The following is a 15558-nucleotide window of genomic DNA, read 5'->3' as shown; positions in this document are numbered from 1 at the left end:
GAGCAAAAGGTTGCAGGCGATTTGAGAAGATATGCCGCCCAGACTGATGGACTAAGGTACAAGAACCTGATTATCGTTCAGTCTGCCGATACGGATTCGCTGGTTCGGTTCCGCCAGCTGATGCCCGATATTCCGCTTGGCGTAGTTATCACCAGTTCGGGCGACTTATCCAAGCAGCGGCTGGATAGTATGAAGGCGTACGCGGAATACGTGAGTATCTCGATGAGGCTCGTCTCCAAGGGACTGGTTCAAAAGATCCATCAATCGGGGATGAAAACGATGGTGTGGACCATTCGGGATATGCTGCAAATACCTTACGTGCTTCAAATTAACGTGGACGGCATCATTACGGATTATCCGGACCGGGTGCCGATTACGATTTCGAACAGGAACATGATCAGATAAATAATGAACGACGGCAGCTCTTGAGAAATCAAGGGCTGTTTTTATTTAATGTTAGTAAAAATAACATATTATAATGGAAATTCATTCTATTATTATATAAACACAAAATAAATGTTACTTTATATAACATAAAATAACGGAAATGCACGACAATTTTACTAAAAATGAAAAAACGAAATAAAATTATGTAAGAATTATTGACACGGGAAATATAAGGCAACTATAATGTGGAATAACGAACAGAGTAGAGAGGTTATAGACGGAATGTTCGGAAACGGAAAAAGGGAGTGGGGAACCAATGAAAAAACAAAGCGTAATCGTTAAAGGATGGGCCTCGTTTGTATTATGCGCCATTTTAATGTCAGGCTGCGTGACGGAAAAGGAAACCGCTCCAACCGCCGGAGCGGGTAACGGGAGCCCGCCGGTAGAAGCCGCAGGCGATTCGATCAAGGTCGGCATTCTTCACTCGCTCAGCGGAACGATGGCGATCAGCGAGGTGTCCGTTAAGGATGCCGAGATGCTTGCGATCGAAGAGATCAATGCGGCGGGCGGCGTGCTCGGCAAGCAAATCGAACCCGTGATCGAGGACGGCGCCTCGGATTGGCCGACCTTCGCGGAGAAGGCGGGCAAATTGCTGCAGCAGGATAAGGTTGCCGCCGTATTCGGAGGCTGGACCTCCGCCAGCCGGAAAGCCATGCTCCCTGTTTTCGAACAAAACCACGGTCTCTTATTCTATCCGGTTCAATATGAAGGGCTGGAATCCTCCCCTAACATTTTCTATACGGGCGCAACAACCAATCAGCAAATCGTGCCTTCGGTGTCCTGGCTGCTCGAGAACCGCGGCAAAAAAATGTTTCTGCTCGGCTCCGATTATGTGTTCCCAAGAACGGCCAACAAGATCATTAAGGCCCAACTGACGGCCGAGGGCGGCGAGCTTGTGGGAGAGGAATACACGCCGCTGGGCCACACCGATTTCAGCACGATTATAGCCAAGATCAAAGAAGCGAAACCCGATATCGTCTATAACACGCTGAACGGCGATAGTAATGTGGCCTTCTTCAAGCAGCTGAAGGATGCGGGCATTACCTCCAAGGACATGACCACGCTGTCCGTAAGCGTAGCGGAGGAGGAAATCCGCGGCATCGGCGCCGATATCCTGGAGGGCCATCTGGCAGCCTGGAACTACTATCAGTCCACGGATACTCCGGAAAACAAAGCTTTTGTTGATAAATACAAAGCGAAATACGGTGCTGACCGGGTCACGGCCGACCCGATCGAGGCTGGTTATACCGCGGTGTACTTGTGGAAGGCTGCGGTAGAGAAGGCGGGAACCACGGACGTGGATAAGGTGAAGGAAGCGGCCAAAGGCATTGAGTTCGCCGCCCCCGAAGGCAAAGTGACCATCGATGGCGACAATCAGCATATTCATAAAACGGTGCGCATCGGCGAGGTGCAGGCTGACGGACAGTTCAAGGAGCTCTGGAACTCGGGCGAACCCGTCAAACCGGACCCCTATCTGAAAACATACGATTGGGCAAAAGGTTTGAGCGGCGAATAAAACTTCATCTCATGCATGAAAGGCCTGCGGGCCTTTCGTGAAAGGAGGTTCATCCCGGATGGATATGACGATCCTGCAGGTGTTTAACGGACTGAGCGTCAGCTCGATATTATTATTGATCGCGCTCGGCTTGGCGGTAACGTTCGGCTTAATGAATGTCATTAATATGGCCCATGGCGAGCTGATTATGATCGGCGCTTATTCCACGTACGTTACCCAAGGCTTGTTCTCCGCCTATATGCCGAAATCCTGGTTCGATACCTATTTCATCGCCGCATTGTTAGTATCCTTCATGGTTGCCGCTGCGGTCGGCTGGCTGCTTGAGATGGTGCTTATCCGCCATCTGTACGGCAGACCGCTGGATAGTCTGCTCGCCACATGGGGCGTCGGGATGATGCTGCAGCAGATCGCAAGGTTCATCTTCGGCGCACCGAACGTGGCCGTAACCAGCCCTTCCTGGCTTAACGGCGGGCTTGCGATCACCTCAAGCATCATCCTTCCTTACAAGCGGCTGTTCATTGTATTGCTTGTGGCCGTCGTCCTGACGGCGATGTATCTTTATATTTACAGAACGGTTCAAGGCCGAAGAATGCGGGCGGTGATGCAGAACCGAAGCATGGCCGGTTGTCTCGGCATTTCGACCCGGCGCGTGGACGGACTGACGTTTGCGATAGGCTCGGGCATCGCCGGTATTGCCGGCTGTGCCTTGACGCTGCTCGGCCCGATCGGACCATCGATCGGGACCTACTATATCGTCGATGCTTTCATGGTGGTGGTGCTGGGCGGCGTAGGAAAGCTGGTCGGCACGGTTGCCGGAGCGCTGGGCATCGGCGTGTTCAACACGCTGTTTGAGACCTATACTTCGGCTTCCATCGGCAAAGTGCTGGTGTTCGCCTGCATCGTGGCTTTCCTGCAGTGGAAGCCCCGCGGGCTCGTCGCGCTGCGAACGCGCAGTTTGGATTAGAGAGGAGGGGAATGCATGGTGCTGAAATGGTTGACAGGAAACCCCGGCGGCCGATCGAAACGGATTCTATGGAGCGCGGTGCTGCTTCTGATGTGTTTGGCCCCCTTGTTCACGACCCCTTTTCGCCTCGGATTGCTAACGAAATTTTTGGCTTTGGCGATCCTGGCGGTCGGGCTTGACCTGATCTGGGGGTACGGCGGCATTCTGAGCCTTGGACATGGCGTGTTCTTCGGGCTGGGTGCTTATGCCATGGCCATGTATCTGAAGCTGGACGCCAGCGGCTCGGCCCTGCCTGATTTTATGGGATGGAGCGGGGTGGCGTCCCTGCCCTGGTTCTGGGAGCCTTTCCGGTCGTTCCCGGCGGCCTTGATACTCGGGATGCTGCTGCCGGCCCTGCTGGCGTTGATACTTGGATTCTTTACGTTCCGCAACCGGATCGTCGGCGTGTATTTTACGATTCTGACGCAGGCCCTGGTCATGATCGTGGTTACGCTGTTTGTCGGCAAGCAGGAGTGGACGGGGGGCACGAACGGGATTACGGGGTACAGCTCCGTTTTGGGATTTAACCTGAATGCGCCCTCCACGAAAATAGGATTGTATTTTATTACGCTGGCCGCTTTGGCAGGAGCCTATATTCTATGCAGAAGAATTGTGAACAGCCGCGTGGGCCAGGTGCTGGAAGCGTCGAGGGATGGGGAGAACCGGGTACGGTTTCTGGGATTCGATCCTTCCCGCTACAAAACCTTTGCGTTTGCCGTATCGGGGGGCTTGGCCGGGCTAGCCGGCATGCTGTTTGTGCTTCAGGTCGGCATTATTTCGCCGTCCATGATGGGCATCGTCCCGTCTATTGAAATGGTGCTCTGGGTCGCGCTTGGCGGCAGGGGAACGCTGATCGGCGCCATAATCGGCGCCGTGCTGCTGAACGCGGCCAAGACCGGGATCAGCGAAGCTTATCCCGAAGGGTGGCTGCTGGTATTGGGCGCTTTGTTTGTCATTGTTGTGGTCTTGATGCCGAGAGGATTGACGGGATTGTGGAGCAAGGCGGCTTCGTCATTATCCAAAAGAGGGAGGACTGTCCATGCAGCCGTACGCAAAGAGAGCTGATGTTTCGCTAGCCGCACATGGGGAAGTCAGGGGCATCGGCATGTCGCCCACCGTGCTGTCCGCGGAAAATATAACGGTGGCCTTTGGCGGGTTCGTAGCGGTAAACGGCATGAATCTGGCGCTTCGCCAGCATGAGCTGCATTTTCTGATCGGCCCGAACGGGGCAGGGAAGACCACGATGCTGGATGTGATCTGCGGAAAGACTAAGCCTGGGACGGGGCGGGTGCTGCTCGGCGACGGTCTTGAGATTACGAGGAAGCGGGACTATGAAATTGCGGGTCTCGGCGTGGGCCGGAAATTCCAGGCACCGTCGATATTCCCCAACCTGAGCGTCAAGGAAAACCTGGAGCTGACCGTCGATTCGGACCGAAGCGTGCTCCGGGCGCTGAAGGTCAGGAGAAATCGATGCACTACGTTCGAGATGAAGAAGGTGCTGGAATTGATCGGACTTCCCGATCGGCTTCATGTTCGGGCAGGTTCCCTGTCGCATGGAGAGAAGCAGTGGCTGGAGATCGGCATGCTGCTGCTTCAGAAGCCGCGGCTTCTGCTGCTGGATGAACCGGTAGCGGGAATGACGGACGAGGAAACGATGAAGACCGGCGAGCTCCTTCAAGGCATTGCTAAGGAATGCTCCGTCGTTGTGGTCGAGCACGATATGGAGTTTGTACGTTCTTTTGCCGCCAAGGTTACCGTCATGCATGAAGGGAAACTGCTGAAGGAAGGATCCATGCAGGAGATTCAGCGCGATCCGGTGGTGGCCGAGGTTTACCTTGGAAAAAGGAGGGAGGCGAATGCTCAAGCTGCAGGGCATTGAATCGGGTTATGGGGAGAGTGCCGTCCTGCGCGGCGTGTCCATGGTCGTGGACCCCGCAAAGATTGTATGCCTGGTTGGGCGCAACGGAGTCGGAAAAACCACGCTGATGCGAACGATAACCGGGCAATTGAAAATCCGGCAGGGGCGGATGAGCCTTGGCGAGCAGGAGGTTACCGGCTGGGATTCCGTCAAGAGAGCAAGAGGCGGGATCGGGTATGTCCCGCAAGGGCGCGAGATTTTCCCCCAACTCACTGTAAAAGAGAATCTGCTGCTCGGCCTTGAGCCATGCGTGCCTCGTACGAAGACATTCCCGGAAGAGGTGTTAGCCCTGTTTCCGGTACTGCCGCAAATGTATCACCGCCAAGGCGGCGATCTAAGCGGAGGACAGCAGCAGCAGCTTGCTTTCGCGAGGGCGCTTGCCTCCCGGCCCAAAGTGCTGCTGCTCGACGAGCCGACCGAAGGAATCCAGCCTTCCATCGTGGAGGAAATTCAAGACGTCATCCGCGGGATCAAAGCCAAAGGAGAAACGTCGGTCATTCTGGTGGAGCAGAGCATCGAATTCGTCCGAAGCGTGGCCGATTATATCTATGTCATGGATAAAGGGACGATCGTAGCCGAAGGGGTGCAGGATGCCATCGATATGGAGCAGTTCGAGCATTATTTGACGGTCTAAAGATTTTTCATGAGAGTTGGTTCGCATTTGGAGGTAGAACGTCACTGAGATTGAATGATAGAGGTTGTCTCTATGGGTTCGCTCGTTGTTACCTATAGGGGCAGCTCTTTTTTAATTTTGATCTTGCTATTTTGGAGATGCGGAGGTAGAATGTGAGTGATTCAACTTGTACGTACATCTTTTTATGGTCATTCATTTACATGTAAAGGTATGTACAAGTTAGTGAGCAATCATTCGTACAGGAGGCGTTATAATCATGAATTTGAAACCGCATACTTTTTGGTTTGTCACCGGAAGCCAGCACTTGTATGGTCCCGAAACGCTGGAGCAGGTCGCCGAGCACTCCCGCATCGTGGCAACGGAGTTTGACAAAGATCCTGTATTTACGTACCCCATTGTATTCAAGCCGATCGTAACGACACCCGATGAAATATACAAGCTGATTCTTGAGGCTAACAACGATGAGTCCTGCGCAGGCATCATGACGTGGATGCATACGTTCTCCCCGGCCAAAATGTGGATCGCGGGCCTATCCCAATTGCAGAAGCCGCTTCTTCATTTCCATACCCAATTCAACCGGGATATTCCTTGGGAAACGATTGATATGGACTTTATGAACCTGAACCAGTCCGCACACGGCGACCGTGAGTATGGCCATATCGGTGCCCGCCTGGGCATCGCCCGCAAGGTCGTTGTGGGCCACTGGGAAGACGGGGAGGTTCGCGGCAGCATTGCCGGCTGGATGCGGACTGCCGCGGCCTATGCCGAAAGCCGCAGGCTGAAGGTGGCCCGCTTCGGCGACAATATGCGTCAGGTAGCGGTAACCGAAGGGGACAAAGTGGAGGCGCAAATCAAGCTTGGCTGGTCCGTGAACGGTTACGGCATCGGCGACCTTGTGCAGTCCATGAACGAAGTCGGCGATGAAGAGGTCAAGGCGCTCCTGAACGAATATGCGGAGTCGTATTCGATTACCAAGGAAGGGCTTAGCGATGGTCCCGTGCGCGATTCGATTGCGTACCAAGCCCGGATCGAGATTGCGTTGCGTCGTTTCCTCGAGGAAGGCGGCTTCGGCGCATTCACGACGACCTTCGAGGATCTGCACGGAATGAAGCAGCTCCCAGGACTCGCCGTGCAGCGCTTGATGGAGTCCGGTTACGGTTTCGGCGGGGAAGGGGATTGGAAAACAGCGGCCCTGACACGCGTGTTGAAGGTGCTTGCAGACAATAAAAGCACATCCTTCATGGAGGACTACACCTATCATTTCGAGCCGGGAAATCATATGATTCTCGGATCGCACATGCTGGAGGTATGCCCGACCATCGCGCTGGATAAGCCGACGCTTGAGGTTCATCCGCTCGGGATTGGGGGCAAGGGAGATCCGGCGCGACTCGTGTTTAACGGCCAAGACGGCCCTGCCGTCAATGCTTCCCTGATTGATCTCGGGCACCGCTTCAGACTGCTGGTGAATGTGGTGGACGGCGTCAAGGTGGAGCAGCCGATGCCGAAGCTGCCGGTGGCCCGCGTGCTGTGGAAGCCGCAGCCATCCCTTCGCGAATCTGCGGAAGCGTGGATTTTGGCCGGCGGCGCGCACCATACCGTACTCTCTTATGCCATGACGGCCGAACACTTAAGCGATTGGGCGGAGATGACCGGCATTGAAGCGGTCGTTATCGACAAGGATACAACGATACCGCGCTTCAAGAACGAGCTCCGTTGGAGCGAAGCCGCATACCGTCTGCGGTAACTGGTTCTGTCGGCATTCGCCTGGCCTGTGTTACAATAGCGAGATAGCTTAGGATTGCAGGGGATCCTAATATAATGAGTGCGTGAGGCTAGAGGTGAATGATGAATAATAGACGGATACCCAAATATATTGTATTAAAAAACGAACTGCTCTCATGGTTTGAATCCGGCCGGCTTCAAGCAGGCAAACAGGTTCCTTCGGAGCATGAAATCGCGGACCAGTTCGGCGTAAGCCGCCAGACGGTCCGCCAAACCTTCGGCGAGCTGGAGAAGGAAGGCTGGCTCGAACGGATTCAAGGCAAAGGAACCTTTGCCCGCAACCCGGCGCGGCGGGAAAGCGAGCAGGTCAAGACGATCGGCATCATGACGACGTACATCTCGGATTATATTTTCCCGCATATCGTCAGGGGAGCGGAGGCGGAGCTGCGCAGCAAGGGATACCGCCTGCTGCTTTCCAGCACCGACAACAACAAGGAGAAGGAGATGGAGAGCCTTCAGCTCATGACCAGCCAGCCGCTGAGCGGGCTGATTATCGAGCCGACCAAGAGCGCGGAGGGCAATCCGAATCTGACATATTTCCTGTCCCTGCAGGAGAAGGGGATTCCGTTTCTGATGATCAACGAGAAGTATCGGGAACTGGAATGCCCTTGCCTTAAGCTGGACGATGAGCTTGGCGGTTACAAGGCCACGCGGCATTTGATCGAGAACGGACATTCGGCGATTGCCGGATTCTTCAAGCGGGACGACCTTCAGGGCGTAAACCGGCTAAAGGGCTTCTTGCGGGCGCATCGGGAGGCGGGCATCCCCGTTTCGCCGGAGCGGGTGGTTACGTATACAACGGAACAGAAGGGCCGTTTCCCTTATGAACAGGCCGTCCAATTGCTGAAGCAGCCGATCGGGCAGCGGCCGACGGGATTCGTATGTTATAACGACGAGCTGGCCGTGTCTTTGGCGGAGGCGGCCGGGGAATGCGGGCTGCAAATTCCGCAGGACGTATCCATGGTCGGCTTCGATGATTCCACGCTATCCGTTGCTTCCGGCGTGAAGCTGACGACGATGACCCACCCGAAGACGGAGATGGGGATCATGGCGGCCAGGCAGTTGATCAGCATGATCGAGCATCATACCGTATTTGAGGATACGGTTTATCAACCGGAGCTTGTGGAGAGAGAATCGGTGGACAAACGATAGAGAATAGGGAGTTTAAGGTCCGATATATCGGACCCTTGCTTGTAAACTTGTACGTACAATTAATTTTCAAAGGCTGGAGAGGAGCGGTTGTTCATGTTGGAGGATTTGAAGCAGCAGGTGCTTGAGGCGAATCTGGAGCTTCCGAAGTACGGGCTCGTTACCTTTACATGGGGAAACGTCAGCGGCATCGACCGTGAACGGGGACTGTTTGTCATTAAGCCGAGCGGCGTGCCATACGAGGATTTAAAAGCGGCCGACATGGTCGTGCTGGATTTGAAGGGGAATGTCGTTGAAGGGGATTTGCGGCCTTCCTCCGACACCCCGACTCATCTGGTGCTGTATCAGAACTTTAAAGAGATCGGCGGGATTGTGCACACCCACTCTCCATGGGGAACGAGCTGGGCTCAGGCGGGACGCGCGCTGCCTGCTTACGGAACGACGCATGCCGACTATTTTTACGGGGAGATTCCAGTTACGCGGCCCATGACCCGGGAAGAAATCGAGGGGGCCTACGAGCTGGAGACGGGCAACGTAATCGTTGAACGATTCACGGATCTGGATCCGAACATGGTGCCAGGCGTGCTTGTGCATTCCCATGCGCCGTTCGTGTGGGGCAAGGATGCGCATAACGCCGTGCATAATGCGGTGGTGCTGGAGGAGTGCGCCAAGATTGCAGCCCGGATGCAGCAGATCAATCCCGAAACCGAACCGATGGATCAGACGCTGCTGGATCGCCATTTTTTGCGGAAGCATGGAGTCAATGCTTATTACGGTCAAAAGTAACGCATATATTCATCATTCATGATTTCATCGGTAGGAGGAAATGAGATGGGGAATAAATACACCATTGGTGTCGATTACGGAACGCAGTCCGGACGTGCGGTATTGGTTAATCTGGCGAACGGGCAGGAAGTAGCGGATCATGTAACGCCTTATCGGCACCATGTTATTGATGAGTTTCTGCCGGGTTCCGGAAAGCGGCTGGAGCATGACTGGGCGCTTCAGCATCCGGGGGATTACCTGGAGGTTCTGCAGGTATCGGTGCCTGCGGTCATCCAGCAATCCGGCATTGATCCGGCGGATGTGATCGGCATCGGCATCGATTTTACGGCTTGCACCATGCTCCCGGTTGACGAGCTTGGCGAGCCGCTCTGCTTCCACCCGGAGCTGGCCGATCAGCCGCACAGCTGGGTTAAGCTGTGGAAGCATCACGCGGCCCAGCCGGAAGCAGACAAGATCAACGCGATCGCCGCTGAGCGCGGAGAAGCTTTTTTGCCCCGTTACGGCGGGAAGATCTCTTCCGAATGGATGATAGCCAAAGTCTGGCAGATTCTTGACGAGGCACCGGCCATCTATGAACGCGCGGATCGGTTCCTGGAGGCCACGGATTGGGTCATCTCCCAAATGACCGGCCATATAGTCCGCAACAGCTGTACGGCTGGTTACAAGGCGATATGGCATAAGCAGGACGGATATCCAAGCAAGGATTACTTTAAAGCGCTGGATCCCAGATTGGAGGATCTGGCCGATACGAAGCTGCGCGGAGAGGTCCGTCCCCTTGGGAGCAGCGCCGGCGGCTTGACCGAGAAGATGGCAGAAATGATGGGCTTAACGCCTGGCATTGCCGTGGCCGTCGGCAACGTTGACGCGCATGCCGCTGTACCGGCGGTCGGCGTCGTAACACCGGGCAAGCTGGTCATGGCCATGGGAACCTCGATCTGCCATATGCTGCTCGGCACGGAAGAGAAGCAGGTCGAAGGGATGTGCGGCGTCGTCGAAGACGGCATCATTCCGGGATTATACGGTTATGAAGCCGGGCAATCGGCGGTGGGCGATATTTTTGAATGGTACGTTGAGGAAGCGCTTCCCGCGTACGTTAAGGAGGCTGCGACCGAGGAAGGAATCGGCTTGCATCAATGGCTGGAACGGGAAGCGGCTGCATACAAGCCGGGTCAGAGTGGTTTGCTGGCGCTGGATTGGTGGAACGGCAACCGCTCGGTGCTGGTGGATACGGATCTGACCGGATTGATGTTAGGGATGACGCTGTTGACGAAGCCGCAGGAAATTTATCGCGCCTTGCTGGAGGCGACGGCTTTCGGCACGCGCAAAATCGTGGACGCCTTTCATGAGAACGGCGTGGCTGTGGATGTTCTCTATGCATGCGGCGGACTGCCGCAGAAGAATCGTCTCCTGATGCAGATTTATGCGGACGTTACCAATCGTGAAATCTATGTGGCTGATTCCAAACAGACGCCGGCGCTGGGTGCCGCGATGTTCGCCGCAGTGGCGGCGGGTCAGGCCAAAGGCGGATATGATTCCATTATCGATGCGGCCGAGAAAATGGCACGGGTGAAGGAAGAGACCTTCAAGCCGATACCGGAGCATGTGGAAGTGTATGAGCAGCTGTATCAGGAATACAGCAAGCTGCATGATTATTTCGGCCGTGGGGAAAACGACGTCATGAAACGGCTGAAGCGGATTAAGCAGACGGCAGAATAGGCCAGCCGGGCAAGCGCAATACCAGAAGAGGACCGGACCGCCCTGCATATAGAGGGCGGGACGTCCTTCGAGACAAATATAGACCAGATGTTTGGATCATCAACATAGGATGGGATAAAAGGGGAGGAGCTGCATGACGGATTATTTGAACGAAGCAAAAGGTTTAATGAGCCGAATGAGGGAAGTCCGGCCGGCGTTCCGCGGACTTGAAACGATGGAGCTGGAGCCCGGCGCTATTTCAGCTGTGCCCGGGTACCTTAAACGGCAGGGCCTCAATTCACCGATCGTTGTGGCCGATGCGAATACGTATGAAGCCGCGGGTCAAACGCTGATGGATGGGCTGGAAGCGGAGGGTCTGGAACCCCGGCTGTGCTTGATCAAGCCTGATGAGTTAGGCGACGTGGTGGCGGATGAACGCTCGCTGATGCAGCTTTTTATCGAGGTGGAGCCGGAGCGGACAGGATGCCTCATCGCTGCCGGATCCGGTACCCTTCATGACATTACCCGCTTTGTCGCTCATCGGTGCGGGAAGCCTTTCGTCTCTGTACCTACGGCACCTTCGGTAGACGGCTTTACTTCGGCCGGGGCGCCGATCGTGGTTCGAGGGATCAAGCAGACCTTTGCGGCAACGGCTCCCATCGCCATATTCGCCGACCCGGATATCCTTGCGAAAGCGCCGCAGCCGCTTATAGCGGCAGGGTTTGGCGATATGCTCGGCAAATATACGTCGCTGCTGGATTGGAGATTCTCCTCGACCACGGCCGGCGAGCCCTATGATGACCAAGTGGCAGAAATTACGGAACGGGCACTGGAATCTTGCATCCAGCACGTGGAGGCCATCGGCCAGCGCACGGAGGAAGGCATTCGCATTCTGATGACGGCCTTGATTGAATCCGGGATCGCGATGCTGCTGTTCGGGCAGTCCCATCCTGCCTCCGGGGCAGAGCATCATTTGTCGCATTACTGGGAGATGGAGTACTTGCGCCGCGGCAACCGGGCGCTGCTTCATGGCGCCAAGGTAGGGGTTGCCTGCAGTGAGATATCAAGTCTTTACCATGCTGCGGCTGATCAGGGAGTGTATCCTTATGCCGAGCCCAAGCTTTGGGAGACGTATAGAGAGCAGGTTCGGGAGTGGCTTCGGAAGGTTCCTTCGAAGGAGGAGATCGCCGGGCTGCTGCGGCAAGCGGGAGGTCCTTCCAGCCTGGAGGAGCTTGGCATTGATGAGGAGCTGTTCGGGGAGAGCCTGCGGGAGGCGCATAAGCTGCGCGACCGTCATACCATCCTGAGGACGCTGAACGAGGCTGACGGGGTAGGACAACCTCTGACTTCATACAGATAGCAAAGCAGAGAGCGGGCCATGCCCGTCCCCCGCCCTAAAGAATGGGCTTGCTGATAAGGTTATAGAAGGTATTCCGTTTTGCTAAAAAAGGCCTCTACATGATCGAATGATCATAGAGAGTCCTTTTTTGCGTTCGTCTATTTTAGCTGGCTGCCTGATATAGGGGGTCCAAAACAGTCGAACCGATGGCTTGTTAGTTGGAATGCAGCTTGTACTGCCGTTTGAGAATGATACATCACCGCATGCCTACCGCCCGCCAAACACATGCATTCGCTCCCTTATCCTTCCTTCACATCATACAGCACGCGGGCCAACAGATCTTGACTGTAGTTGCCGAAATGCTTGCCGTAAATGGTTAAGCCGCGTTTATTCACCGACTGCTCGTTAACGGCAATCCTGAAGGTAAGCTCGCTCTTGTAATCGAGCTGAATTTGGTCCAAACCGACATCCGAAATGCGGCACCCGTCGATAAAGCTGCCTTCTTTATTGATTCGGATGAGCTTCAGCATGCCGTATTGGTTCAAGTGGGGTGGCCACCATTCAGGGTTGAAGGTACCGCGTTTGTCCCCGAAATCACCCGGACTTGTCCAGCTGCCGATTTCGATCCCGTTGACGTAAAAGAAAATATCCGATGGGTAATTATCGCAATGTCCCGGTGCTTCAGACCCCAGCTCCAAGGAGAATTGGATCTCGCGGAACGATTGGTTGGATTTCAAATAATTCGGGATCCGATATTCCAGGAAACCTTCGGTCAGCCAAATAATCTCCGAATTGATGCGCTCCGGATCGGCGAAATAGCGCGGATCGTCGAAATCCCCGATGATGCTGTCCTTGGTCGCAAGTCCGCAGGTTGGGATGGCTTGGTAGTCGCTGTAATGGCCGACGCGAATTTCCACCTCGTACAGATTATTAATATCCTTGCTTCGCAAATCGACCATCAAGGTGTCTTTATTCAGATAGCAGATCTTCTGGATGCCATGCTTCCCGCCCGTGGTATGGATTTCGATCAGGCCGCTTTCCTCCAGCTTCTTGATATGCATGGTAATGGCGCCATTGCTGAGGTTCAGCCTGTTTGCGAGATCATTCAGGTTCAGGCTTTGATTCTTGGCCAGCAGCTCCAAAATTTGAATGCGGATCTCAGAGCTGAGCGCTTTAAAGATATCAAGTCCGCTCATTAAATCTTTAATGTAGATCATCTTATTTCAAACCTTCTTCCAATTAAGGGATTTATAACGATGGGATGTTTGCAAACGTTTATTTCAAACAATTATAAATCAATATGAGCGTGAAATAAAGATGCGTTCAAAATCTTCAGAAAACTTGTGCGTGAAACAATAAAACGGATGCTGAAACCGCTTTTATTTGAGGATTATATTAAATAAGGATTGCATAAAACAAGTGATTTCGGCTATTTTCGACAGAAAATGCACTGATTTTTTGATTATAAAAATTTATTTTTTGTTTATGTAAATCATTTTACATTTGTATATTTACAGAGACCCCCTCATATGATATTTTAGATCTGAAAACGAATTCATTTAATTATATTTGAATTGTTTTATAATTATATCAAACGGAAGGTGAAGAACTTGGCAGCTGAGAACATGAAAGCACGAATGATCGTGGATAAGTCGTTTCGGATCGCGCAAGTTGATAACCGCATTTATGGTTCATTCATTGAACACCTAGGCCGCGCAGTATATGGCGGGATTTACGAGCCCGGCCATGAAACCGCGGATGCGGACGGTTTTCGGAATGACGTAAAGGAATTGATCAAGGAGCTGGACGTCCCGATTATCAGGTATCCCGGCGGGAATTTCGTTTCGGGGTATAACTGGGAAGATGGCGTGGGGCCTGTTGCCGAACGGCCAAAACGGCTGGAGCTGGCTTGGAGAACGCTGGAGCCGAACGATGTCGGCACGAATGAGTTTATATCTTGGGCCAAGGAAGTGGGCTCGGATGTCATGATGGCCGTGAATCTGGGGACGCGGGGGATCGATGCTGCCAGAAACTTGCTGGAATACACCAACCATCCGGGAGGCACGTATTGGAGCGACCTACGCCGCCGCCATGGTTATGAACAGCCGCACAAGATCAAGACCTGGTGCCTCGGCAACGAGATGGACGGACCTTGGCAGATCGGACACAAGACGTCCGAAGAGTACGGCCGGCTTGCGCTTGAGACGGCAAAAGCCATGCGGCTCGTCGACCCGACCATCGAGCTGGTTTCCTGCGGAAGCTCGAGCACGGGCATGCCGACATTCCCTGAATGGGAAGCCGTAACGCTGGATCATACGTATGAGGCGGTCGATTACATATCCCTGCATCAATATTACGGCAACCGTAATAACGATACCGCCAATTACCTGGCGCTTACGCTCGATATGGATCACTTTATTCATACGGTGAAATCCACCTGCGATTACATCAAGGCCAAGAAACGCAGCAAAAAGACGATGTATCTGAGCTTCGATGAGTGGAATGTTTGGTATCATTCCAATGACGCCGACAGACAGATTGATCCATGGAGCATCGCTCCCCCTCAGCTGGAGGATGTGTACAACTTCGAGGATGCGATTCTTGTGGGCAGCATGCTGATCACGTTCCTGCGCCATGCGGACCGGGTCAAGATGGCTTGCCTGGCGCAGCTCGTGAACGTGATCGCTCCGATCATGACCGAGAACGGCGGACGATCTTGGAAGCAGACGATCTTTTATCCGTATCTTCATGCTTCCAAATTTGGCCGGGGCGTATCCCTGCTGCCGATCGTCGACTCGCCGAAATACGATTCCAAGGACTTTACCGACGTTCCTTATCTCGACAGCGCGGTCGTTCATAACGAAGAGGATGAAGAAATTACGATTTTTGCCGTGAACCGCCATCTGGAGGAAGCCTTGGCGCTCGAATGCGATGTTCGCAGTTTTGAAGGTTACCGGCTGCTGGAGCATATCGTGCTGGAGCATGAGGATCTGAAAGCGGTGAACACCGCATCCGAGGAAAAAGTAAAGCCTCATCATCAGGGGGGCGCGAAACTCGATAACGGTATGGTTAACGCCAGGCTTGCCAAGGCATCATGGAACGTCATCCGCTTGAAAAAAGCCTAATAACAGCAAGGGGCGGTTCTCGAATTGGGCTGCCCCGTCTCCCAAACACTCATATCAAATTACACACAATATGAAAGCGCTTTATTTCTGAGGAATAGCAGAAGTACCGATGTTCGAAGTGTAGGTTTGTATGAACGAAAATTAAGGGAGGTCCAGTAAGATGA

At 53.9% G+C, this 15558-nt stretch carries 13 protein-coding genes; 12 read left to right on the top strand and 1 reads right to left on the bottom strand.

The features are described 5' to 3' along the window. The 11 genes from HMPREF9412_RS07795 to HMPREF9412_RS07745 form a co-directional block, all read left to right on the top strand. Positions 1 to 405, top strand: a 405-nt coding sequence (locus HMPREF9412_RS07795; protein ID WP_139083896.1) for a glycerophosphodiester phosphodiesterase, incomplete at its 5' end; no start/stop codon positions are given. Between the two features lie 298 nt (positions 406 to 703). Further along, on the top strand, positions 704 to 1963 hold the full coding sequence (gene urtA / locus HMPREF9412_RS07790) for an urea ABC transporter substrate-binding protein (RefSeq protein ID WP_009590871.1): 1260 nt from the start codon (positions 704 to 706) through the stop codon (positions 1961 to 1963). A 58-nt stretch (positions 1964 to 2021) separates the two neighbouring features. Further along, the gene (gene urtB / locus HMPREF9412_RS07785) at positions 2022 to 2927 is read left to right on the top strand and encodes an urea ABC transporter permease subunit UrtB (protein ID WP_009590878.1); all 906 of its coding nucleotides are present in this window, start codon (positions 2022 to 2024) and stop codon (positions 2925 to 2927) included. A 15-nt stretch (positions 2928 to 2942) separates the two neighbouring features. Then, on the top strand, positions 2943 to 4031 hold the full coding sequence (urtC, locus tag HMPREF9412_RS07780; RefSeq protein WP_009590872.1) for an urea ABC transporter permease subunit UrtC: 1089 nt from the start codon (positions 2943 to 2945) through the stop codon (positions 4029 to 4031). After that, positions 4006 to 4845: an urea ABC transporter ATP-binding protein UrtD gene (gene urtD / locus HMPREF9412_RS07775; RefSeq protein WP_009590879.1), complete on the top strand. Its 840-nt coding sequence runs from the start codon at positions 4006 to 4008 to the stop codon at positions 4843 to 4845. The genes urtC and urtD overlap by 26 nt, the downstream gene beginning before the upstream one ends. Further along, on the top strand, positions 4823 to 5518 hold the full coding sequence (gene urtE, locus HMPREF9412_RS07770) for an urea ABC transporter ATP-binding subunit UrtE (RefSeq protein WP_009590880.1): 696 nt from the start codon (positions 4823 to 4825) through the stop codon (positions 5516 to 5518). Before urtD ends, urtE begins: the two co-directional genes overlap by 23 nt. A 256-nt stretch (positions 5519 to 5774) precedes the next feature. Next, the gene (araA, locus tag HMPREF9412_RS07765) at positions 5775 to 7262 is read left to right on the top strand and encodes an L-arabinose isomerase (protein WP_009590868.1); all 1488 of its coding nucleotides are present in this window, start codon (positions 5775 to 5777) and stop codon (positions 7260 to 7262) included. A 101-nt stretch (positions 7263 to 7363) separates the two neighbouring features. Next, complete coding sequence (locus HMPREF9412_RS07760) at positions 7364 to 8452, top strand: GntR family transcriptional regulator (protein ID WP_036671618.1); 1089 nt, start codon at positions 7364 to 7366, stop codon at positions 8450 to 8452. A 93-nt stretch (positions 8453 to 8545) separates the two neighbouring features. Next, complete coding sequence (gene araD / locus HMPREF9412_RS07755) at positions 8546 to 9235, top strand: L-ribulose-5-phosphate 4-epimerase (RefSeq protein ID WP_009590875.1); 690 nt, start codon at positions 8546 to 8548, stop codon at positions 9233 to 9235. Positions 9236 to 9280: 45 nt separating this feature from the next. Further along, positions 9281 to 10951, top strand: a complete 1671-nt coding sequence (locus HMPREF9412_RS07750) for a ribulokinase (RefSeq protein WP_009590867.1) — start codon at positions 9281 to 9283, stop codon at positions 10949 to 10951. A gap of 133 nt (positions 10952 to 11084) precedes the next feature. Next, a complete protein-coding gene (locus HMPREF9412_RS07745) occupies positions 11085 to 12290 on the top strand; it encodes a sn-glycerol-1-phosphate dehydrogenase (RefSeq protein ID WP_009590877.1) in 1206 nt (401 codons plus the stop codon). Positions 12291 to 12568: 278 nt separating this feature from the next. Here HMPREF9412_RS07745 and HMPREF9412_RS07740 read toward each other — a convergent pair whose 3' ends face one another. Beyond that, entirely contained in the window at positions 12569 to 13486 is a 918-nt protein-coding gene (locus HMPREF9412_RS07740; protein ID WP_009590874.1) for an ArsR/SmtB family transcription factor, read from the bottom strand. A gap of 408 nt (positions 13487 to 13894) precedes the next feature. On the opposite strand from HMPREF9412_RS07740, the gene arfA reads away from it, so the two are divergent. Further along, positions 13895 to 15394 carry an arabinosylfuranosidase ArfA gene (gene arfA / locus HMPREF9412_RS07735; protein ID WP_175320748.1) on the top strand — a complete coding sequence of 500 codons (1500 nt, stop codon included), beginning with the start codon at positions 13895 to 13897 and terminating at the stop codon, positions 15392 to 15394. Positions 15395 to 15558 lie beyond the last annotated feature (164 nt).

The organism is Paenibacillus sp. HGF5, from assembly GCF_000204455.1.
Classification (GTDB): Bacteria; Bacillota; Bacilli; order Paenibacillales; family Paenibacillaceae; genus Paenibacillus_AQ; species Paenibacillus_AQ lautus_A.
Note: the sequence above shows the minus strand (reverse complement) of the source record. Positions and strands in the feature narration are given on the sequence as shown.

Bases quoted from the DNA above. Each gene is read 5' to 3' on its own strand.
- HMPREF9412_RS07745 (WP_009590877.1), top strand. From the start codon at position 11,085: ATGACGGATTATTTGAACGAAGCAAAAGGTTTAATGAGCCGAATGAGG.
- araD (WP_009590875.1), top strand. From the start codon at position 8,546: ATGTTGGAGGATTTGAAGCAGCAGGTGCTTGAGGCGAATCTGGAGCTT.
- HMPREF9412_RS07760 (WP_036671618.1), top strand. From the start codon at position 7,364: ATGAATAATAGACGGATACCCAAATATATTGTATTAAAAAACGAACTG.
- urtD (WP_009590879.1), top strand. From the start codon at position 4,006: ATGCAGCCGTACGCAAAGAGAGCTGATGTTTCGCTAGCCGCACATGGG.
- HMPREF9412_RS07740 (WP_009590874.1), bottom strand. From the start codon at position 13,486: ATGATCTACATTAAAGATTTAATGAGCGGACTTGATATCTTTAAAGCG.
- urtB (WP_009590878.1), top strand. From the start codon at position 2,022: ATGGATATGACGATCCTGCAGGTGTTTAACGGACTGAGCGTCAGCTCG.
- urtE (WP_009590880.1), top strand. From the start codon at position 4,823: ATGCTCAAGCTGCAGGGCATTGAATCGGGTTATGGGGAGAGTGCCGTC.
- HMPREF9412_RS07750 (WP_009590867.1), top strand. From the start codon at position 9,281: ATGGGGAATAAATACACCATTGGTGTCGATTACGGAACGCAGTCCGGA.
- arfA (WP_175320748.1), top strand. From the start codon at position 13,895: ATGAAAGCACGAATGATCGTGGATAAGTCGTTTCGGATCGCGCAAGTT.
- araA (WP_009590868.1), top strand. From the start codon at position 5,775: ATGAATTTGAAACCGCATACTTTTTGGTTTGTCACCGGAAGCCAGCAC.
- urtC (WP_009590872.1), top strand. From the start codon at position 2,943: ATGGTGCTGAAATGGTTGACAGGAAACCCCGGCGGCCGATCGAAACGG.
- urtA (WP_009590871.1), top strand. From the start codon at position 704: ATGAAAAAACAAAGCGTAATCGTTAAAGGATGGGCCTCGTTTGTATTA.